Here is a 23,067-nt window from a genome sequence, read left to right as displayed (position 1 = left end):
ATGAAACGCATCCACGAGAGCCTGCAACAGACTTTCCAACGGCACCGTCTGGTTTTCTGGTATGACACCCAGGGCGAGTGGCGGAAGGTCTTCGATGCCTTCGCCGTAGAGGGGGTGGAAAAGCTCGTTCTGGATCGAAATGATTTCGGTCTGAAAGTCAAAATCCTTGGCGGGGACGTTCGGGCGCGCTTCTTGGTTTACTCGCCGTCAGCCCGTCCCCCGGATGCGGACAACTGGCTGCTGGATCTTCTGCTGCAGGGGCACGAGTTCAAAGCCGACCGTGCTTCGCTGGCCGTGCAAGAGGTGGGGCTGCCCTACGAGTTTCGATCCTTGGCCGAAGAACATGTCGAGTTCTTCAAAGACCCCAAACGGGCGCAGGCCTTCAAAGAGGCCATCTCCAAGCATGATGGAGTTCCCGAGCTGCGTCTGAAAATGATGGCGATCATGGCCGGCTGCCCTGCGGAGATTGATTTGATTCTGCTGGAGTTTCTCAAGCGTGCTTCCAGACAGGAGATGTTCGACCCAGCCGAGGCGGCCTTGGGCGAGTTCAACTTGCTGGAACCGTTCTGGAAGGAGGTCGGCAGACTGTTTGGCTATTCGCCAGAGACTCCGTCCCTGCGGGATTTCGCGGTGACGTTGTTCCGTGGTGCGAATCCGCTCGACTCCGCTGTCTCGCAGTCAGCGCATGCGGTCGTGTTCCTCCAACGGTGGAAGGACAGTCAGTCGCACCGGGAATCCTTCCGGGCATGGGCATCGGCCCTCGAACAGGATTTTCGTGTGGCATCGCAGTTAGAGGCAGCAGGGGGCAAACTAGTCCTTGGTGGGGCGGACACGTTTGAGGTTTTCGAGAAGTTCACTATCCACCAGCTTTGCCGGGCTTTTGAAGACGGGGCCCGCGCTGAGGACGTCCAGCAGAGGATCCAAGCACGACGGAATTCCTTCTGGTTCCCTGAGCACCAACACGGCTACGGAGCCATCCAGCAGGCCGTCACTTTGCGAGAGTTGATCGCCTCAGCCGAGTTGACGGTGGATTCCGTCGAGGCGGGCGTCGAGCGTTACCGCAAGAGTTGGTGGAAAATCGACCGCGCTTACCGTGAGGCTTGTCTGCACCTACGCCGCTACGGGCAAGTCAACGTGATGGAGCGGCTGGCGGGGTGGCTCGGCAAGACCTACGTGAACAACTTCCTCCTTCCGCTGGCGGATCGCTGGGGCGACAGGGTTGGTGCCTTGGAGAAATGGGCGTGCACCTCGTTGACGCCTCAACAACGCTTCTACGAAACCTTCGTCGCGCCCTACTTGGAGAAGGGGCAGAAGGTGTTCGTCATTGTGTCCGATGCCCTCCGTTACGAGGCCGCAGCCTCCCTCGCCGAGCGCATCAACACTGAGAACCGTTTCACGGCGGAGGTGGATGCCGTCTTAAGTTCACTCCCTTCCTTCACGCAGCTAGGCATGGCGGCGCTGCTGCCGGGCTCCAAGTTGGAGTTGGACCCCGCCAGCGGTCAGGTTGCGGTCGATGGTCGTAGTGCCACAGGAACGGAAAACCGGGGCGAAATCCTGCGCGCAGCAACTGGGGGGCGGGGTGCCGCGATCCAAGCCGAGCGTTTCCTTGAACTGAACACCAAGACCGAAGGCAGGACGCTCATGCGGGAGCACGACGTGATCTACATCTACCACAACACGATCGACAAAACCGGGGATGCTTTGGCTACGGAGGCCAAGACGTTCGAAGCTGTGGAGCATGCTTTCGAGGAACTGCTGCAGATAACCAAGAAGGTAGCCAACGTGAACGGCAACAACATGCTTCTCGTGTCCGACCATGGCTTTCTTTTCCAGCAGGACCCTCTTTCGGAAGACGATGACACCCAGTTCCCTGCGGGCGCGGCTTGGCTGATGCGCAACCGGCGCTTCGCCATTACTGAAAGCGTGGGCGATCACACCGGTGTCATCACCTTTAGCGCGGACCAACTCGATCTTCCTGGGACATGGCACTGTGCATTTCCCAAATCACTCGGCCGTTTTCCCATCCAAGGATCTGGCAAGCGTTACGTTCACGGAGGGTTCACGCTGCAGGAAACTGTCGTGCCGGTGATCCACATCCACAAGGCTCGCACCGACGACACTGGGCGGGTTGAGGTAGAGTTCATGCGCGTCCCTTCAAAGATCACAACCGGTCAGGTAGCTCTGTCCCTTTATCAAGAGAAGGCAGTCACAACAAAGTTACTTCCGAGAACTCTGCGGGTCGGTCTCTATGCAAAGGACGGTGCCGTCCTCTCCGAGGTCAAAGTCGTGCAGGCGGATATCGACGACGAGGATCCGCGAAAGCGTGAGTTCAACCTCGTGCTCGTGCTTTCACGGACAGCAGATTCCCACAATAATACCGAGGCGGAGATCCGGCTGGAGGAGACGCTTCCCGGAACAGCCCAGACGGTCACCTACAAATCACATCCCATCAAAATCCAGAAACCATTCACCAGCGACTTCGATGAATCCTGAATCCGATCAGAACACCCCTCCACAGGACGTGACCGAAGCACTGCTTCTCGATTCCCCGCCGCTTCGCGATTTGGACCGTAAACTCATCGACGCGTTCCCCGGACTGGTTGTCCGGAAGGATCTCACCAAAGGCCTCAAACAAAATGCCGTGGTGCCGACCTACGTGCTGGAATTCCTGCTCGGGCAACACTGCGCGACCGACGACCCGGTTGTGCTCAAGACCGGCTTGGAATCCGTGCAGCGAATCCTTGCCAAGCACTACGTCCAGCGCAACTTGGCTGAGTTGGTTAAATCTACGATCAAGGAGAAGGGGCGCCACAAGGTCATCGATAAACTGACTGTCGAACTCAACGAGAAGGGTGGATTCTATGAGGCGGAGTTTACCAACCTCGGACTCAAGAAGGTGCCTGTGTCCGACGACTTCGTTCGCCGGTTCCCCAAGCTTTTGGTTGGCGGCATCTGGTGCATCGTGGATGTCGCCTACGAAGTGGCCGACGACACCAAGCGCAGTCCTTGGACCATCGACACCCTCAAACCAATCCAAGTGGCCAAGGTGGACTACGAGGAGTTCCTGGCGGCCCGGTCGAAATTCACTTCCGAGGAATGGATCGACGTGCTGATGCAGAGCATCGGTTTCAATCCGGAGATGTTCACCCGCCGGGGCAAGCTCCTTGCCCTGCTTCGTTTGGTGCCTTACTGCGAACGGAACTACAACCTCATCGAACTCGGTCCGAAAGGCACGGGAAAGTCCCATGTCTATGCCGAGTTTTCCCCACACGGAATTCTCATCTCAGGAGCCGAAATCAGCGTTGCTAAACTTTTCGTCAACAACTCCTCCGGAAAGATCGGGCTGGTGGGGTTCTGGGATGCCATTTGCTTCGATGAGTTCGCCGGAAAAGACAAGAAAGTGGACAAGGCGCTGGTGGATATCATGAAGAACTACATGGCGAACCGTTCTTTCTCTCGTGGCATCGAGCAGCTGACCGCGGAGGCTTCGATGGTCTTCATGGGCAACACGAAGAAGTCCGTGGCCTACATGCTCAAGCACTCACATTTTTTTGACCAGTTGCCCGACAAATACATCGATTCCGCCTTCCTCGATCGTTTGCACGCTTTCAGCCCCGGATGGGAGGTGCCAGTAGTTCGGGCCGAACTCTTTACCAGCGGCTACGGCTTCATTGTCGACTACATTGCAGAGATCCTCAAACACCAGCGGACGGAGGATTTCACCGGCGCTTACAAAGAACACTGTGAGGTGGTCTCCGAAGTTTCGACCCGCGATCAGACCGGGTTCGAGAAGACCTTTTCTGGGCTCATGAAAATTATTTACCCCGCAGGTGGAGCTACCTCAGCGGAGATCCAAGAACTCCTGCACTTCGCCATGGAATGCCGGCGAAGAGTGCGCGAGCACATCCTTCGCATCGACGACACATTCCAGAGGCATGATTTCGTTTTCAAGCCTCTGGACGGGGAGCCGGTCTCGGTAACAACTCCCGAGGAGCAACAGTATCCCTTGTTTGCCGCGCCCCGACCGGTCGGCGAGGAAACGCCAGCGGTCGAAGTAGCCGCGGACTCTGCCATTCCGGCATCTTCATTGGCCGCCGCAGCTGTCGAAGCACCGCAACCAGGTCATCTGGTCGTCCCCGAGAACACCACGGGTTGGAGTTACCGGCGCCTTTTTGCCAAGCACCTGATTGGAGCTCAACGAATCACCATCCATGACCCCTACGTGAGGTTGTTTTTTCAAGTGCGGAACCTCATGGAATTCCTTCAAATGGTCCACGAACTTGTCCCGGAGGGCGATGAAGCTTCCGTTCATTTGGTGACCCAGTCTGATGATGTCTCCTGCGTCAAACAGGAGGAGAACCTCAACCAGATCGTCGAAGCGTTCACAGGTTCGCGCGTGGCGTTCAGTTGGGAGCTTGATGCGAACCCCAGTTTCCATGCCCGCAATATCACCACCGACAGCGGGTGGAAAATCACCATGGATCGTGGTTTGGACATTTTCCAAAAGTTTGAAAGCGGCCCATTTTCTCTAGAGCAAGCGATGCAAGAGGCCAGGCTGACGCGTGGCGTGGAAGTAACCTATTTAAAGGCTTGAATGAGGCTTAGCTGTGAACGCAACCAGTTTATGTGTCATAAGCGCCTACGGCTTGCAGGCGGCCTGAAATGTGGCTGAATAGGAATATGAGAAGCCTTGGCTTTGGCCTCTGCATCTATCTGGTCTTGGTTGGTCCGTCTTTCGGGCAGGACAGGTGCACCGCCCCGGTGGTCATTCCTGGCGTCCGGGGCAACGCCACGACCAGCAAGTTCGGGGATGGCTACATCACCCGCACCTCGGACGGCAAAAGCTACACGACCTCGCGCTTCGGCAGCGGTTGGATCACCCGTGGGTCAGATGGCCAGAACTTCACCACAAGCAAGTTTGGCGATGGGGCCATCACGCGCGGGCGCGACGGCCAGACGGTGACCACCAGCCGTTTTGGCAGCGGCACGATCAGCCGCTCCTCGGACGGTGCCACAACGACGACCCAGCGCTTTGGCGACGGCACGATCAGCCGTACCAGCTCGGGTGCCTCGGCTACGACCTCGCGCTTTGGCAGCGGCTTTACGACCTCGCAGAGCAGTGGGCGCGGCGGGGCAGGTGTGTTGGTGGTGCCGGGATCGGTGCGGTGTCGATAAGCTCTGCCCGCAGTTGGTCCCGCCTTGGCAAAGCACACTGCCGAACGTAGTTTTCGCGCCAGCCGCTTAGCCTTGATGAAAGCAGTCTTCGTATTACTGGCCCTTATCGTTGCCTTAACTCCGATCCGCGCGGACCTGGCCTCCGACATCCAGTCCATCGTCGAGGCGGAGATGGCAGCCAATAGCGTGGCGGGTGCCGTTGTCGGAGTTTGGCGCGGAGGTCAACCGGTTACGGTGTTTGCGCGCGGTTTCTCCGACATCGGGGGCGGTGTGCCGATGACGGTCGCAGACCATTTTCGCATCGCGAGCATCACCAAGACGTTTACCACGACACGGGTGCTTCAATTGGCGGATTCTGGGCGGCTCTCGCTCGACGATCCGATCAGCGCTTACGTGAATCTGCCAGGCTCGGGTTTGCTTAACGGCACGGCGACCCTGCGACAGCTCGGCAACATGACCGCGGGATTTTTCGATTACTCCCGCGACCCCGACTTCATTGCGGCGGTCACGGCCGCTCCCCTCAGGGTCTGGAGCCCCTTGGAGTTGGTGGAACGGGCCAATGAGAAGGGACCCAATTTCGCCCCGGGAGCAACCTGGGAGTATTCGAACACGCACACCGTGCTGCTGCAAATGGTCATCGAGCAGGTGACGGGCAACAGTCTGTCTCAGGAATTCCAGACGGCGTTCACCACACCGCTGTCCCTGACTCAGACCGCTTACCCTGCGACCGCGGACCTGCCGGATCCCTACGCGCGCGGTTACCTGGTTGATTCCGCCACGGGAGCGCAAACCTTAGCCGAAGTCGGCCACCCGTCCATCTTCGGCGGGGCGGGGGGCATCGTTTCAACCTTGGAGGACGTGCGGGTTTGGATCGAGGCGGTGGGACGCGGCGACTTGGTGTCTGCCCAAAGTCAGAGCGAGCGTCTTGATCTGGTCCCGCTCGCCGAGGGCTTCGGCTACGGTTTTGGTGTCATGGATGCCGAGGGTTGGGTTGGGCACAACGGCAGCTATCCGCCCGGCTACCAAACGATTGCCCTTTATGATCCGGCGCTGGACCAGACGATGGTCGTCCTCGCCAATTCGTATTCTACCGACGGCTATCACTTCCCCGACGAGGTGGCCTCGCAAATCAGGCCCCTGCTCGTGCCAGAGCCGTCGACGTATTCGTTACTGGCCTTGGCCGCGGCTGGTCTCGGTGCCTGCCTCTTGCGGCGTTGCGTCTAGGTTGTTCTGCCACGCGGCGCGGGCCGCGGTTTCGAGAATATGCCGGCTGACCAATGCCGGTTCTTTGAGGAAGATGTAGTGTGGTGCCCCGGGGACGACTTCCACAATGGCTGGCACTTGGCTGCGCACTTGTTTTAGGCCAGCTTGCTCGGCCCATGTAGCCATCTTGGTCGCATGGTGGCGCAAGGTCTCCCGCGCTTCCGCTCCTGCCAAGGCTGTGATGGGAAACGCCGCCGCCGGGTCGCCCCAATCGGCATAAAGCGCGGTGACCGGCACGACGATGCCCCGGTAGTCGGCCTTGACGCGACTGGAACCGGTGCGGATCGCCCTCTCTTGAGCGGAGGTGTCCTTGAAATGGTAAACGCCGTTCCGATCGACCGACAGTTGTGCGCGCAGCTCGCTGGCGGGCACCGGCGCTCCCTGCTCTGCTTCGATCAAGCGTCGGGCGGCAGCGAAGCTTTTCAGCTTCAATTCTCCTGATGCCACCTCCGCTTCGTCGCTGGAGAAGCGGACGACTTCTTCTGGCTGCGGCAAAAGTGGCACCACTCCAGCGAATGTTGCATCGGCCGCCTGGTCGGTGCGGTCGAAAGCCGCATCAAGGTAAACCAAACCCGCAACCAGATCGGGTCGCGCCTGCACGATACCGGTCAACTCATCTCCCGCGATCGAGTGTCCAACCAACAGTGCCCGCCTGATGCCGAGAGCCTGCATGGCTGCCGCATCATCCGCCACGCGCGAAGCAACATCGTAGCCTTCTGCCGTCACGGTTGAACCGCCGTACCCGCGGCGGGTCAGTCCGATGACCCGGTGAGCATTCGTCAGCTGCGGTGCCAGATCGTCGAAAATCGCTGCCGTATTGCCCAGGCCGCTCAGCAGCACAATCGGCGGACCGTCGCCGCCCCAGTCGCGGTAGTGCAAATCCACGTTTTCCGCGACGCGGACAAAACCCTCCTCAGGACCGACGCGTCGGGCACTGTCCTTTTGCTCGCAACCAATCATCACGCAAGCCACCGCGGTCGACATGGCCACGTGGATCAAAGGGCGCAAAAGCAGGGCATGCATCTGGGTGCTTGTTTCGCAAGGCGAGCGCGAAGGCAAGTTCTTGTCTTCTCATGCCGCGGCGACGATCGCAGGCCTTGGCAGCGGCTTTACGACCTCTCAGAACGCCGGTCGGGGCGGGGCAGGGGTGTTGGTGGTGCCGGGGTCGGCGCGGTGTAAGCAGGCTCTGCAGCAAATACGATTCCGCCTTGGTTTAGGACCCTGCTGTAGCGAACGTGCGGCGCTAAATGCACGCAGGAGTTCCTGAGGACGCGTTTACTCTGGTGAATTGTTGCAAAAGCGACGACGCCGCGGTGCACGGGAAATAGCTACGTGCACCGATGCACCCCCGAAATTTCTTTGAATTTTTGCAACGGTTTGCAACAAACGGGACATAACGAATTTCAACTCATGTCAACTCGGTCCAAAAACGAAAAAGCCCGCGAAGCCAGTATTTATGCGGGTTCGCAGGCGGGTCGGTCCGGCGGAGGGGTGGCAGCGCGCACGGGATTCGAAGGGAAGCCCGTATTTTTGACAATCAGGAAGTTATGGGGCGGCCCCCGCTAGCAACTTGATTGCAATCCGTTTCATGATGAAAAACAACACCCACAAAGCACTAGTCACGACGCGCCGATTCTTCGGGCCGTGGGGGAGAAAGGCGCGCAGTTCTTCAGGCAGTCCTTTGAGCTGAAGATCAAGGGCGACATGATTCCGGAGTCGGCCGTGGAGTCGATTATCGGCGAGTTGCAGGACCTATTCGCCCGCCACGGGGCAGGGGCCGCGCTCTCCGCCAAGGCCGTGTTCAAGCCCACCAAGGACTTCCACACGGCGCGTCACACGCTGTTCACAGCCGAGCAAAACCTTGAGATCGACAAGGTTGTGCCGGTGAGCGCGAGCGTGAAGACCAAGCTCGGGCGGGGCGGGAGTTACGAGGATTGAGACTGCTGCTCAATCAACGGGCCAATCCGGGAGGGTTGGTCCGTTTTTGTGTTGCCTCAGCATTCGTTGGGTGCGAACAGGGGAAAAGAGTCTAGCATTCTATGTTTTCTCGTAAAATCCGGTCTCCCGTCATTCTGCTGCTCGCCCTGCTTACGCTTGGCGCTGGATTGGCCTGGAAGCACTGGTCTGTTCCTAATCATTCGATTATAGGCGAAATTGAGACTGTCGAGTGGGAGGAGACAAAGCCTCGCGTAACGGCCGGTGAATGGGTGCTTGTTGATGCGCGGAGCGAGAAAAGGTTCGCTAACGGCCACCTTCCCAAGGCGTATTCCCTGCCGGCGGACGCTCCTTCGGAGTACCTGCGATTCGCCGTGGAAGAATGGCCCCCGGATAGCGTTGTGGTTGCCTATTGCGGTTCGCCTTCGTGCAGTCTCGCGGCGGAGCTGGCAACGCGGCTGCGCGAGGAGGCCGGGCTGGAGGGCGTGCGCGTCCTTACGGGAAACTACTTCAAAGACCTCTACCAGACGGGGCGGGATGCGGGAACGCGTTCAGCGCAGGACCGCGAAGAAGAGTCCGCTCACTGAATCATGCAACGGAGGTTCGGTGACGAGACGAATGCGCGTTTGACCGGGTGCGACATCTTCCTTGGGAGTGATCTTGAGAAATTCCTCGCCAGGCGCGGGGCCATCGACGACCTCGGCGGACACCAGGTCTTTTTCCGGTTGCGCGCCGGTGACCGCAACCGGTGAGCGCGCATCGATCTTGAAAGGGATACTCTTGGCCGCGCGTTCCTCGCCTTGCTCCCACACGGCCACGCGCACCCCGGCCTCGATTTGGCGGGCGATGTTGACTTTGAGGATGAGTTCGTCGGGCTTCGCGCCGTCTTCGTCGGTCCGGACGGTGATGCGGTAGGCGCGGACGCCGGTGCGTCCTTCCGGATCGTGGGTCACGGGGAGTGTGCCGCTTTCGCCCGGGGCATATTCACGTTTCTGCGGGGCGGCCACGGTGCAACCGCAGGAGGTTTGCACGGCTTGGATCCGGACGGGAACGGCTGCTTTGTTGGTAAAATGAAACTCGGCGTTTACTTTCTCGCCCATGGTGTCACGCTCGATGGTGGTCTGGTCCCACGTCAGGGCAAATAACGGCGCAACTGGCGACAAGATCAGGACGAGTGCAGCAGTAGATCTCATGGCCCGAGCGACACGCTATACCAATATCCTGTTGACCGCAAAAAACTTGTTGCGCATTCACATTAGCTGCGTATTTATCAATTGTCGTCGGCCTTGTGTTTCGGGTGAGACGCGCCCCGAAACGCACTTTCCCCCTTATGCCGAGCGTAAAAAACGTCGCGACCGTAGCGTTCAACGCTCTCCTTATTTGCGGCGCCTGTGCCGCGGTGACAGTCACCACGCCGAATTACACCGTCCCCGGCCACGTCATTGCGGGCGATGCGACGAGGCGCTCGGTCAGGTCCAGAGCGCAATTTGCCTATGCTTCGCCGATCACGGGAAATCGCACGTTGCGGGTGACATTTCAATTGGTCGATGACTCGGCGTTTCCGGCGCCCGTCGGGATCTACCTCGATGGCGGCACGGCCAAAGCCAACGAGACCGTCTCGGTTGATGTCACGCAGGCTTTTGTCAAAAGCACGCCCGCGGGCGTCACCGTCGATGCCGACATCGTGCCCTACGATCGTCTCGATCCGTCGCGTGTTTACAAATTCAAGGTGCTTTCGGTCTGGGATGTGACCGATGCCATTCACGCGGATCTGAGTGAGTCCGGCACCCAAGCGACCGGGAACAGCTACATTCATTTTGCGAACACCGCTGCCGCATCCCTGCGCGTCTCGGCCCTCATGCAAACCGGTGCCTACTCGCAAACTTTCCGCGTCTCCTCGGCCGACGCCGCCGCGCCCGAATCCGCTTTCAAGATCACGCCGACGGTGAAGCTCTACCGCTACGATCCCGGTGCTGCCACCGCCTCGGTCAGCCTGCGGGTCTCAGTGGTCCTGCGCGACGACCTCAATGCGGTCATTCCTCTCGCGACTTCGACTTTCGATCGTTCGGTTGCCGATGTGCTGGCCAAGGCTTTGTTTGCCGATGATCCTTATTCCAAGACTTCGGCGTTGGGCGACCTCGAGATCCGTCCGACCGGCCAGCTTGATGCGGTCAATCGCACCTACACTGCGACGGTCACGGTGGCTTTCATGGATGTGCCCGGCTCCGAGACCTACATCAGTGTTTACAATGGAGCCGCAACGGGCGCCGCCACGCTGCTCGACTTCAACGGGGAACTGCGGTTCAACACGATCCAGACCACGTTCACGGACATTTCGAACACGCCGTCGGCGGGCGGAATCAGTGGCACCCGTCGGTCCACGACGCTTACGCTCGCTGCGGGAACAGGGCGCATCGTCGGGCAGGGGGATGCTTACACGTTTGGCGGCGGCCCGTTGAACGTGGCCCTTGCCACGAACGGCATCGCTTATCTGCTCGCCGGCAGCCCGACGGTCAACGTCACTGGTCCGGCGTCCGACACGGACTCATTGAAGGGTATCGGCTTCGAGCGCGCGAATCTTCAACTCAGCACCTCCGGGTTGGCGGCGGGAACCATGTCGGTCACTCTGCCGCCCGGTGTCAGCTGCACGACGAATGCGAATACCATGCGCTTCGGTTCGACGCTCAGCACGACGAATGTCGGTTTGACGCAAGCGCTCGACCCGTCCGGTGTGGTCAGTCTGCCCGCCGGCCGCCTGACCGAGGAGTCGAAACCGGTTGAGTATGCGGTCAGCGGCATCGACTGGACGGGATCGACGGGGCAGATGACGGCCGCTGTCACCAGCGTCACGCCAGTGCGTTTGGCCGAGGTGGAGTCGCTCGAGGCTGATAGCGCAAAACTCATCAATCCCTCCGCGGCCAAGAAGGCGGCCAACGACCATCTTTACCTCGGGGCCAACAATGTGAGCGGGGGAACTTTGACCATCGCCCGTGACGGCAACGGCAATGGCACCGTGACGGCCCAGTTGACGCTTGGCGGATACAAATTCCATCCGCATTTGCCGTATGCTGCGCCGACGGATCTCAGTCAGGACATCAACTACGGCGGTGGCACGATCACCATCGCGGCTGACAAGATTGTGCCCGCGGCCAGTTCGATGACAGGGGTGGGGGCTTTCCTTGTTCCCTACAATCGGGCATGTGCCGACAGAGGAGATGTCTCACCAGCCTGCGACAACGCGCCGGATACTGGACTGATGCAATTCACACCCGACGGTGCCGTCTTGCGGGTCACGCGGGACGGCGGACTGCAGGCCAATGGCCAAGCGCGGGAGAGTGATGGCGGGGCGGTTGGTCCGCTCTATCTCATGTGGGGTCAGAACCCGGGCGATATCACCAAGTATGCGCACACCATCACGACTTCGTTCGACGAGGGAGCCTACCTCATGGCGGGTTCGTCCTTGCCCGGCGGCGTGGCGGCAACAGCCTCAACAGCCCCGGAAGCTTCGAGCAGCGCGTGGCTCGGGGCGGGTGCCATCCTCTACAGCGGCGTCGATCGCGCCGGCGTGGCCGACGACAATGTGGCACGCCCCGGCACGGCGGCTTACGTCGAGTCCGACGCGCACATCGCGGACTATCCGGGCATCAACTTCCGCACGACGGATTTCGGCACGGCGAATGCCAGCAGCATCCTCGCCGGCGGGGCACCTGCGGCTTACGCGCTCACTGCGCGCTCGCAATACTACACCCGCAATGCCGGCGTGAGCGGCATCCACGAGGCGGCGGATTTCGACCGTCTGCTCCAGCTCTATGGCGCGGCACCGGTCGGCTACCCGGTCAAATTTACGACGTTCAAATTCTCCTACCTCGACAATTTCAACGAAGACTCCCGCACGGACGGCAGCATCACGTTGCCCGAGCCCTCGGACTTCACGGTGGATTTCAGCCGGCTCACGCTCACTTGCCCCGGCGGACTCAACGAGGCGCAGGTGGATTCGTCGGTTCCGCTGCTCCTCAAGTATTGGGGCGATGCGCCGATCACGCCGCTCTCGTTGCGTTTCCACACGGCCGACGGTTGTTCGCCGGCGGGTCCGGCCGTGCTCGTCATGGGCGTGCAGGCCGAGTGCGAGTTGTTTGACAAGTTGTTGAGCGGCGAACTTGGATTCCGCGGGTCGGGGCAGATCGCCGCGCGCGCGGATCCGCAGGTGGCTGCGAACGGTGTTCCGCCGTTCGACTCGCGCCTGAAGGTTCCGTCCGTCGGTCTGCCCGGCCCCGCGTCGAAGACTTACACGTTCACGCCGAGTCAGGATGCTTATTTCAACGCCGCCGATGCCGACGGTGCGGCGGACACCGGTTACCTGAATTTGGCCGGCACCGTCGATGTGCCGTTCTTCGAGGATCTCAAGTGGCATGTGCAGTCTGGCGCGGACTATACCGAGGGGCTTGTTCCCGGGCTCTATGAAGTGGCCGGCGGATGGGAATCGGCAGGCGACACCTTTTTCAGCAACATCTTTTTCGACGCCGAGAACAAGGGCTTCGGTGGGGCATCGGCCGAAGCTTACCGTCAATCCTTGCGTGACGGTGGCACTTACGCCGTCACTGCTCGGCAGGACTGGCTCGGGATCACCGATGCGTTCCATTACGACCTGCAATGGAACCAAGGCGGCCGCGCCTTCTCCTCGGAAGATGTGACGAAGGATTTCTTCGTCGTCAGCCTGAGCCACCGCGCGAAATACCTCTGCCCCGACACGGCCGAGCTGACCTTCGGACTCAGCTATGACGGTCTCCCGCAGGTCAATCTCTCTGGATTGGCCGACAGCGCGCTGGATTCCGGCGTGGGTTACACGCAGAACCTCATCGATGCGATGGGCGACGTGGCCGCGGGAGCTTTGCTCGGCGGCCTCGATGCCGGGAAGACTTTGCTCTCGAACGAAATTGAGGACCTGATGGCGCCGGTCATCGACGGGCCGGTGATGTCCGAGGTGGACACGTTGCTGGACAGTCTTTACGGCGGTGCTCCCGGCGAGCCCGCTGCCGAGATTTCCGTGGCGAACGCAACGGCCGCGGTCAACAGCGCCATCCGCAATCCCGGAGCTGTTCGCGCGGCGATCAACACGGCCTTCACCACGGTCGGCGACGTAAATGGAACAGGCACCGCCGTCGGGGTGGTCAATTCAAGCCTCACGGATATCCGCGGCGGTGTGGAAAAACTCACGGCATCCAACGGCCTGTTCCAGACCGCGGGAATCAAGAAATTGGTCAGCTCGCTCGTAGCGCGCGAGGCGCCGCAATTTGTCAGCCTCGTCGCCGGCGAATTGGCCGGAGCCGCGCTTGATGACGTGGTCAATACGCCGGCCTTGGACGAAATCCGCAGTTCCCTGGGCGGTGTGAACACCTTGCTCGCGGAAATCGGCGACAAAGTCGTCAATCCGACGACCGGACTCAAAGCCCAACTGAATGCGAAGATGAGCGCGGAAATTGTCTCGCTTTCGGATTCCATCGCCGATGCCGTCGACGAGGAGTTGGCGCGTTTTGCCAGCGCCGGGAATATCGACATGGCCGAGGTTCCGCGCGCGGAATTACGCGCACGCATCCGCAGCATCATCGCCGACCGGTTGGTCTCGAGTGAGACAGCCGGCGCGCTGCAAACGCAGGTCCGGCAATACGTGCAGGATGCGGTGACCGCCTGCACCACACAGATCGACAGCGGCATGCAGCAGGTGAATGGCACGCTGCGCGATGTTATTGCCACGCGGTTGGCCGAGGTGGACCAGTCGATCAACGGCTCCATCCTCGGTCCGATGTCCGACATGCTTGGCACGGGCCGGCTCAGTGGCTACGCGCACATCACCGGCGACTCCCTGACGTTGTTGCGGGTCGACGGGCGGTTCCGCTTCAAGGTGCCCGACGATCTCGATCTCAGCGCCTACCTGCAGATCAAGCAACTCACCTCGGACAATGCCGGCGGCTGCGTGCCAGCGGGACAGACGGCCAATGAGGTGCTCATCGGTGCCGAGCGAGTGCCGCTGGAGTGGATCTCCCCGAATCTGAAAGCGAACGTCGGCGTGAAATTCACCCTGATGGACGGCGATCCGATCGGTTTGGGCGGATTCTTCGACATGACCGGCGGACCGCTGACGTTCGAGGCTTTCACCATCAACGACATGAATGCCGCGCTCGCCTTCGGTGCGATCGACGGCGATCCGTGGGCGGCGGAAAATTATCTCGCGGCCAGTGCCGATTTGCAGATCGAGAGTTGGGGGATGGCCGGCGGCGTCTTCTTCGGTCGTTCTTGCTCGCTCGATCCGATCGCGCTGATCGATCCCGAAGTGGCCGGTGTGCTGGGTAATCCTCCTTTCACCGGCGCCTATCTTTACGGCGAAGCGCGATTGCCGGTGAACGAACTCATCGGCATTCCTTCCTCCTGCATGCTGCATATCGGCATCGGCGCCGGCAACGGGGTGTTCTACTTCGCCGAGGGCCCGACGTTCGGCGGCAAACTCGTCGGTGAAGTCAGCGGCGAGGCGCTGTGCCTGGTGTCGATCAGCGGGCGGATGTCTTTGGTCGGGTCCAAGCAGGGGCTCGACCTCACCGGCCCGATGCGCTTCGCCGGCAAGGGCACGCTCAAAGGCAAGGCGGGCGCGTGCCCGTTCTGCGTGAGATTCAAGAAGAGCGTGGGGATCAAATTCAACGTCTCCGGCGGCGACATCAGTTCGCCGGATATCAGCTACTGACATGAGAAAGACTGTCATCACCGGTTCGACCGCGCTGCTTGCGGTGGCGGCGACGCTTTTCGCGCCGCCTATTCCGGTGTGTCCGGATTGCGACAACTCGAACCGTTCGCTGGTCACGGGCGCGACGTTTGTCACCGATGGAACCAACGCCACGGCTTATCTCGTCAGCCAACTCGCCGGGGGACATTCGCCCGCAGCGGGTGCGGATCCGGTTTACACGGTGTATCGCAAGGACGGCGTGGCTTCCGCGGCGGGCACGTATTCCGCCGTGGGCACGATGCGCGCGGCGGTGGATCCGGGCACGGTGAAGGCTTTGCTGCAGCGCTCGTGGTCGCTGCGCTCGTCGAGTGTCCCCGCCGCGACGCAGGAAGAGGAACTCTCCGCCAAGCTCGACCAGATGTTCGGCAGCCTGGCTGCCTCGGCGCAGGGTCAGGATGTTTCGACCAAATTGGCCAACGTGGTCGCCGCGGCCATGGCCGACGAGGAATACCGCACCGACCTCGAATTGCTCGGCAAAACCTTTCCGGGCGTGAATCTCTGCCTCGGCTCCGCGTGGGCCGGTCCGGTGCCGACCGCGGGACCTTCCACCTTCGAAGTGCGCTTGATGGACCCATCCACCGGGGCGGACATGGCTGTGGTGGGACGCGTGACGATCGATCCGAGTGTGGCGCCGGCCAAATTGCCGCGGCCCGGCGCGCCCGTGAATGCCGGGGTGGATGTGACGCCGGTCACCTTGCCGGCTATTTCCGCCAAGCCCACGCTCTTCGCGTCCTATCGCGGTGCGAGCAGCACGAACGATGTGAAGGCAACCGCGGGTTTCAACCAGTTCGTCACGCAACTGCAGGGCCAGAGGGTCAATCGCGCCGTGCGCCTGCGCTGGGCCACGCCAGACGATTTGCGGCAGCGGTCCGTGCTGCAGAACGGTTACAATATCTACCGGTTGGACGGCACCAACACGCCGCCTGCGTGGGTGGGGGGCACCAATGGTCCGACTTTCCAAGATCTCATGAACAGGTCCGGCGTGGTCAAAGTGAACACGCTGCCGGTGGTCAATGCGGACGATCTCAGCGCGGTGCAGGCGGCGGACACGAACAATACCGCGACTGTGTTCTACACCGACGAGATCACCAACAGCGTGACGTTGTCCGGTGGCTACAAAGAGTATTCCTATTTCGTTACCGCTCTGGATGTGCTCGGGCGCGACGGTGCTGTCTCCCCCGGAACGAAAGTCGCCATCTTCAACCGCATGCCGCCGCCGACCGTGCGCGGGGTCGAGGTGCGCAACGATTTCAATTGGTCGGCAGCGGCCGGCGACCGGCAACGTTTCAAAATCACATGGGACGCCGTCGATGCCGGACCGGAAGCGGGAACCATCCGCTACGAAGTGTATCGCTGGGATACCTACGACGGAGCGCGGCGTTCGGTCGGTGCCGACCCCGTGGCCACCAACATAGCCACGACTTATTTCACCGATGACATCGCCGGAAGCCCGGACGAATCGGATGCCGGCAAGACATTCTGGTATACGGTGCGGTCCGTGCGGACGGTCAACGCCGGCACCTACGGCACGCAGACCTTCCGCAGTGGTCACAGTGCGCCGGTTTTCGGTGTGATCCGTGATCGCGAAGGCCCGCAGGTGGTCGGGGGCGGCGTCGATGTGCCGTGCCAGCGTCCCACGGTCACGCCAAAAGCCCCCGTGACGGTGAAGGGCACCAACACGGAAGTCGGCGGACGCATTCCCTTCATGCTGAAATGCACGCGCACCGATCCGGCCATCGCGTGGGTCGAGTTTTCCTACAAGAACGGTGGAACTGCGCCGGACACGGTGCTGGCGACGATTGCTTACGGCCCCGGGAACAACGTGGCCGAATATGTCGTGACGTATGATGCCGCCACGTTCGGACAATCCTCGGCCAATGTCGCCAACCTGCGCTGCCGCGCGGGCACGGCCAACGGTGCCGTGTCGCCGAAAGTCGCGCCCCTCACGGCCGGCATCAATGACAACGGAGTGATCAGCGGCGAATTGCCTTTCGAGGCCGACACGACGATCGAAATGGTCCCGGCCACGGCCCAGTGCCCCGATGGCGGCGATCCGGGTCCGGTGGATGCCGGCACCGGAGATGTCGTGCCGTCTTCCGGCACGGCGGAGGTCGAGCCGCTGACCCGCGAAGTGAAGATTTATCGTCGCGTCAACGACGGTCCTATGACGTTCATCGACCGTATCGAGTTCGACGAACCGCCGGTGGCCATGACCGTAGTAACGTTCACCGATCGCAATCCCCCGCCGATGAACGGCGGCCGTGTCTGTTATTACGCGCAGGCTTATGACGTGGACGGCAATGCTGGGGCTTATTACCGGTGCGGATGCCGCGAATTCCCCGCGCTGAAAGTTCCGGTGCCTTATCTTGAGCGCATCACGGCTAACCCCGCGGCCGGATCGAGCCGTACGCTCAATGTCTCGTGGACGTGTCCGCCGCAAGGCGTGGATCATTTCCTCGTCTGGATTTCCCAAGGCGGCCATATGCCCCCGTCGAGCTTGGGAGTGGCGGAACTTGGCGACAATATCGCGCCCGGTGACGGCCAGCTTTACGGGCCGGAGGGTGACAAAAAATTCGGTCTCTACCGCACGTCGCGCGTGGCGGGTCGCTTCTCCGGGGAAGCCAATGCGACCACTTTGCCGGAGCCGCCCGCGGAGTTCAGCATCGCGCTGCCGGCGGAAAGCGGGTCGACCTACACGGTGCTGGTGCAGGCGGTGAGCGCGACCTCAACCTTGGGTGGCCCGAGCAATGTGCAATCGGGTTCGTGGGAGACCCCCGTCGTCTCGGAGGCGCATGTCCCCTGGCCGCAGCGGCCGGTGCCGCCGAAGTTCCAGCCCGAGAAGATTTACCTCGGCGCTTCGGATGCAGGATCGGGGTTTGAATTGCCTGCCGTCCTCAATATCGCGCCGAAGGTCCTCACGACTTTCGAAACGGGGAATTTCGACGGCATCGGTGTGAGCATCGGGCGCATCGATCTACCTTCGGCTCCCGACAAGAACGACAATGGTCTGACAACACTGCAAAACCGGCGCGTCGATCCGAACAAGGCGGTTTTCCGTGTCGCCAGAGAGGATGATGCCAAGAACAGCCTCTTCCCCTGTGCACTCTACCGCTACCGCGTGGCGGATCCTTTCGGCGATACCGGGATCAAACAGGATCTGGTGCAGGTGACGCCATTGATGGAAAGCATCGCCTACGGATTTGTCGATGCGCAGGGCAACGTTTCCAATCCCAACGGTGCTTGGACGCGGATCTACGACCGTTTCATCCGGCTGAGCAATACGGCCGGCGAAATTACTTCCGACGGAAAGTTGATCTACAAAATGTATCTCACCGACACGCTGCCGGTGGTAAGCGGTGCGACTTACCGCTACCTGCTCGTCCGCTTTGATTCCGTGTCGAAGGAACCCAAGCATGTCATCCCGGTCCTCAACTCCGTCACGGTGCCATGAAACGTCTCACCCTCACCCTAACCGCCGCCATCCTCGCGTTTCCCGCGTTCGTCCGGTCTGCCGCGCCGACCGAGGAAAACGGCCGCGAGTTGGTCGCCTCCGCGGATTTCAACAACGACGGCGAACCGGACGTGGTCATTGCCGACAAAGACAACGGCCAGGTTCGCGTGGCGCTCGGTCAGGCCGGAGGAGCTTTTGCCGTGTCCGGCCCGCAGGTCATTTTTCCGAAGATCAGCGGGCTGACCGTGGGGCGCATTTTCGCGACCAACCGCGTTGATGCGCTCCTGCTCGAACCCCAGAGCGGCCTTTCCGCAGTCAGACTTTCCGGCACCAATGCGTTTTCCGTCACTCCCTTCCACCCCATGGGTATTGGTCCATCGAAGGGTTTGCTGGCACGCCTGACCAACGCTACCGGCTACGAGGATGCGGTGCTGTCCACTGTGCTGAACAATGCCCCGGACGGCACAAAGGTGGAGACCCTGCGCAATGCGGCCGGCAATCTGAAATCACCGGTGGCCAATGGGAGTCCGACCAATTCGATGACGGTCAACCGCATGCTCCCTGTCTTGACCGCCCGCGGATCGACAAATGCTTTGGTGGCCATCAGCGTGGGATCAACCTACGGCGCCAGCACACTGCAACTTCACGACGCCAGCGATGGGTCGATGAATGTGGCCACTCCGGACGCGACTTTGGCCATGGACGGAAACTACTCCGTGGCCAGCGGGTTCTTTGGCCCCGCGCTGCAACCGCGCCTCATCGTGCTCAAGGACGGCATGCTCTACGCCTACAAAGTCGTGCCCTCGCCATTGGCCATTGTCGCGGGAGTGGCCAATGCGGCGCCGGATTACTCGCCGCAGATCGTGAACCCGGGCAACACGGTGGCGAGCGTCACGGTCGTGCCGGGGCAGGGGGCTGCCCCCGACCGATTGCTCCTTCGTTTCACTTACGGCACGCCGCGGGCCGCGTTGTATGATTACACGCCCGGTTCTCCTCTCACCCTCGCGAAGGCCTTGTCGCCAAGCGCGGCATCGACCTTCACTGGAGCGGTGGCCTTGGCCAATGGCGAATTCGTCCTGCTCGAGGGAGCGACCGAGGATGGTGCTTCGTCCTCGCTCGGACGCTATGACAAAGACGGCAAGTTTGTCGCCTCGACGGCGCTCCCGTCCGGTTCGCCCCTCGCTTCGCGCGGCAATGTGATTTTCTTCAACGGCAAGCCGCTGGCTGATCCCTTCGCCCGCATCGTCGGCGCCGTCAACGCAGGCGACTGGAGCAGCGGCGTTTCGACCAACTCGCCCCTTCCATCGCCGAACAACGTGACCAAGGAACTCTTCCTCGGAGCGGCCGCCGGGCTTGGTTCGGCTTCCGTCGTCAGTGCGGGGAGCACCCCTGCCGGCGCGACCCATGCGCTGGGCAGCCAATTCGCCGACGATGTTTCCTACTTCAACTACGGCGCGGCCTCGGGTCCGGTCACTGACACCGTCACGGCGAGCCCGGCCGGCGGGCATTTCTCCTCCGCCACCGAAATCGAACTCACCTCCGCGGAGAATGCCCGTTTGGTCGGTGCCGGATCCGCGCCGGATCGCGCCATCTACTACCGCTTCGATGCCAACTCGAGCGAGGGAACATGGGCCGTTTACAACGCATCGAAACCCCCTGTGCTCATCCAAAATGGCACCCTGCTTTTCTATTCTACGACCGCGACGGGCCTCCGCAGTCCGATGGGTGCGGCGGAGTTCACCTTCGAATCTTCGGGGTCCGCCATGGACAGCGATGGCGATGGCGTGCCGGATTATGTCGAACAGGCTTACGGGCTCGATCCGACCGCAGGGGCCGACACCGACGGCGACGGCGATTCTGATCTGGCGGAAATCGCCGCGGGCACCGATCCGTCCGACCCTGACGACTACATTGCGCGTGGCAGCGATGGATCGAAAATCGGCACACTCAACGATCCGTCGTTCATGCTGCGCGTTTATGTCAACGGGCGCGATGGCACCGGCGCCTCGGCGACCAATCGCGCGGCCGCCAGCAATGTGGTGGTCTCCGTGAAGTCGCCGGTCGGTTCGTTGCTCGGGAGTGCCCCGACCCACATCACCGCCACGACTTCCAACGCCTTGGCCGATGTCAGGAACGTGGTGGCCGGTCCGACCACGCCGTATCTCGCGGCGTTCACTCCGCAGAATTTCAAGTTCAACGTGAAGGCCAGCACGAATTACCCGACCCCGGGGCGTGAAATGGTCGTGCTGGTGGACTCACCGCAACTTTCCTCGATCCTGCCCGAATCCTATTTCGGTGGCGGCGATATCTCCTCCGCGGCGACGAATTGGGTTTCCATGCTGCGCGCGAATTATCTTCCGACCAACGGGACGTTCGTTCTCAGCGAGGGCATGGCTGGCGGTGCTTCGGTGACCAACGCTTTCAACGTCACGGCCGCGGCTCTGCAGGCCGCGCTGAATGCGACGCACGGCGGCGCCGGCTGGATGAGCCGCGGACCGGTCACCGTGACCGGGTCGATGCCCCGTTTCGTGGTCAGCCAGAATGCCCCGACGAATACCGGCTTGGGTTACACGCAGGCCAATTCCGATCTCGAGCCGAGGACGGTCGTGGCGCTCGGCGAGAAGCAGCGGGCCGACACCGGCAAGCCGCTCATCTTCGAAATCGTGTTCACGCCGGGAACGGAGCATGTCTATGCCACGAATTCAGTCCCTGAAACGCTCACAGCCCTGCTCGTCGAGCGGAAGCTGGAGTCCCTGCTGGGTGAAACCAGTCTCACCCTGCTGCCGGGGCGGGCCGGGGACGAGTCGCGTGTTCCCTTGAACGACACCAATCTGACCGCCCTCAAGTCGGGCGGTATCGCGGGCGTTCCGGCCTACACGTTCGCAGGCCTGCGTGATCCTATCCGCGACACGTTGGCTGCCACCAACTCGAAGACAACGAACACACTGGCCCTGCTGCAACTGGCGGACGCGGTTTACGAATCCAGCAGCCGCACGAAGCCGGCGGATGCCACGGCTTTAACGGCGGACCAAATCGCCCAGGTTCTCTCCAACACCGTGCCGACCAATGTTCCGCCGGCTGTGCCGATGCCGATCGACACCCTGCGCACATTCATCCGCACCGGGACCCTGTCGACCAATGTCACCGGCATCACGGGCTCCACCAGGACCAACGCTTTCAACGCTGTAGCCCAGTTGCTTGCTTCGTCCGTGCCGCGTCCGGAGAGCATTCTGACCCTGACCCTCGGGCACGGTGGCGTGTTTGAAATACCGGCCGAGCCCCCGAGTTTCATGGCGACTCCCTACCATCTGCTCGATGCCAGCGGCGCAACCTACAATTTCAATGGCAGCATTTCGCTGCGTCCGGGGACGCGCATCGTGGTCACGGGATACACCGATGTCACGGCGCCCGCCGGTTCTTACGGACAGGCCATCGAGGTGAAGTCCGTGGCTCTCCTCGCTTTGCCCACGCAATTAGGCGCCGATGCCGACGGCAATCTGCTGGCGGACGCCTGGGAGCAGGCGTTCTACGGGGCGAAAGGACAGAATCCGCAGGCCACGGGCGCCGGCGGCAAATCGCTCGTGCAACTTTACCTCGACGGAGCCGATCCGATGCTCGGTTCAAGCACGCCCGTGGCCGACCTGTTCCCGCGCAACGTGCGCGTCAACCGGGAGACAAATGGCAGTTACACCATGCGCTGGCGGTTCCCCGGCGCCTACGCGGAAGCCTTCAGCTACGAATTGCAAAGCACGCTAAATTTGACGAACACCTTCGGGGCGGTTGCTCCCGCGGATCTCATCACAACCGCCGGCGACGACAACGAGTTGCCCCTCGGCCTGCCGTCAGATCCAAAGAAGCAATTCTGGCGGCTAAAATTGCATCTCAACCGCTGACCTCGTGAGAGCAGATCCAAGGTGAGAGAGGCTTTTGGGGCTGATTGATTGTCCAAGCCGCACTCTCGTAATGCGGAATCACGCCACGGGCGCGCAAACTTTAGCCGAGGTCTACCATCCGTCCATTTTCGGCGGGGCAGGGGGTATCGTTTCGACCTTGGAAGACGTGCGGGTTTGGATCGAGGCGGTGGGGCGCGGCGACTTGGTGTCTGCCCAAAGCCAGAGCGAGCGTCTTGATCTGGTCCCGCTCGCCGAGGGCTTCGGCTACGGTTTTGGTGTCATGGATGCCGAGGGTTGGGTTGGGCACAACGGCAGCTATCCGCCCGGCTACCAAACCATTGGCCTTTATGATCCGGCGCTGGACCAGACGATGGTCGTCCTCGCCAATTCGTATTCTACCGACGGCTACCACTTCCCCGACGAGGTGGCCTCGCAACTCAGGCCCCTGCTTGTGCCAGAGCCGTCGACGTATTCGTTACTGGCCTTGGCCGCGGCTGGTCTCGGTGCCTGCCTCTTGCGGCGTTGCGTCTAGGTTGTTCTGCCACGCGGCGCGGGCCGCGGTTTCGAGAATATGCCGG

General features: G+C 61.4%; 12 protein-coding genes. 10 read left to right on the top strand and 2 right to left on the bottom strand.

Annotated elements, in window-relative coordinates; all coding sequences use genetic code 11:
- The 4 genes from pglZ to FGM15_07480 all read left to right on the top strand — a co-directional run bounded on the left by pglZ (window position 1) and on the right by FGM15_07480 (window position 6,399).
- Entirely contained in the window at window positions 1-2,493 is a 2,493-nt protein-coding gene (pglZ, locus tag FGM15_07495) for a BREX-1 system phosphatase PglZ type A (GenBank protein ID MBU3665703.1), read from the top strand.
- Window positions 2,483-4,594 carry a BREX system Lon protease-like protein BrxL gene (gene brxL / locus FGM15_07490; protein ID MBU3665702.1) on the top strand — a complete coding sequence of 704 codons (2,112 nt, stop codon included), beginning with the start codon at window positions 2,483-2,485 and terminating at the stop codon, window positions 4,592-4,594. The genes pglZ and brxL overlap by 11 nt, the downstream gene beginning before the upstream one ends.
- Before the next feature lie 86 nt (window positions 4,595-4,680).
- Entirely contained in the window at window positions 4,681-5,175 is a 495-nt protein-coding gene (locus FGM15_07485) for a hypothetical protein (protein MBU3665701.1), read from the top strand.
- A 75-nt stretch (window positions 5,176-5,250) separates the two neighbouring features.
- Window positions 5,251-6,399, top strand: a complete 1,149-nt coding sequence (locus FGM15_07480) for a beta-lactamase family protein (protein ID MBU3665700.1) — start codon at window positions 5,251-5,253, stop codon at window positions 6,397-6,399.
- Here FGM15_07480 and FGM15_07475 read toward each other — a convergent pair.
- A complete protein-coding gene (locus FGM15_07475) occupies window positions 6,343-7,461 on the bottom strand; it encodes an alpha/beta hydrolase (GenBank protein ID MBU3665699.1) in 1,119 nt (372 codons plus the stop codon). The two genes, FGM15_07480 and FGM15_07475, sit on opposite strands and share 57 nt — an antisense overlap.
- Before the next feature lie 681 nt (window positions 7,462-8,142).
- Between FGM15_07475 and FGM15_07470 the strand changes: the two genes are divergently transcribed.
- On the top strand, window positions 8,143-8,376 hold the full coding sequence (locus tag FGM15_07470; GenBank protein MBU3665698.1) for a hypothetical protein: 234 nt from the start codon (window positions 8,143-8,145) through the stop codon (window positions 8,374-8,376).
- A gap of 101 nt (window positions 8,377-8,477) precedes the next feature.
- Entirely contained in the window at window positions 8,478-8,960 is a 483-nt protein-coding gene (locus FGM15_07465; GenBank protein MBU3665697.1) for a rhodanese-like domain-containing protein, read from the top strand.
- Here FGM15_07465 and FGM15_07460 read toward each other — a convergent pair.
- The gene (locus FGM15_07460; protein ID MBU3665696.1) at window positions 8,925-9,566 is read right to left on the bottom strand and encodes a DUF1573 domain-containing protein; all 642 of its coding nucleotides are present in this window, start codon (window positions 9,564-9,566) and stop codon (window positions 8,925-8,927) included. The genes FGM15_07465 and FGM15_07460 overlap by 36 nt on opposite strands.
- Window positions 9,567-9,703: 137 nt before the next feature.
- Here FGM15_07460 and FGM15_07455 point away from each other — a divergent pair, with 137 nt between their 5' ends.
- The 4 genes from FGM15_07455 (at window position 9,704) to FGM15_07440 (ending at window position 23,021) form a co-directional block, all read left to right on the top strand.
- A complete protein-coding gene (locus tag FGM15_07455) occupies window positions 9,704-15,106 on the top strand; it encodes a hypothetical protein (GenBank protein MBU3665695.1) in 5,403 nt (1,800 codons plus the stop codon).
- Window position 15,107: 1 nt separating this feature from the next.
- Window positions 15,108-18,596, top strand: coding sequence for a hypothetical protein (locus FGM15_07450; protein ID MBU3665694.1), 3,489 nt, complete (start codon window positions 15,108-15,110; stop codon window positions 18,594-18,596).
- A complete protein-coding gene (locus tag FGM15_07445; GenBank protein MBU3665693.1) occupies window positions 18,593-22,489 on the top strand; it encodes a VCBS repeat-containing protein in 3,897 nt (1,298 codons plus the stop codon). The genes FGM15_07450 and FGM15_07445 overlap by 4 nt, the downstream gene beginning before the upstream one ends.
- Before the next feature lie 70 nt (window positions 22,490-22,559).
- Entirely contained in the window at window positions 22,560-23,021 is a 462-nt protein-coding gene (locus tag FGM15_07440) for a beta-lactamase family protein (protein MBU3665692.1), read from the top strand.
- The last annotated feature ends 46 nt before the right edge of the window (window positions 23,022-23,067 follow it).

The sequence above is a fragment of the Chthoniobacterales bacterium genome (genome assembly GCA_018883245.1).
GTDB lineage: Bacteria > Verrucomicrobiota > Verrucomicrobiia > Chthoniobacterales > JACTMZ01 > JACTMZ01.
Note: the sequence above shows the minus strand (reverse complement) of the source record. Positions and strands in the feature narration are given on the sequence as shown.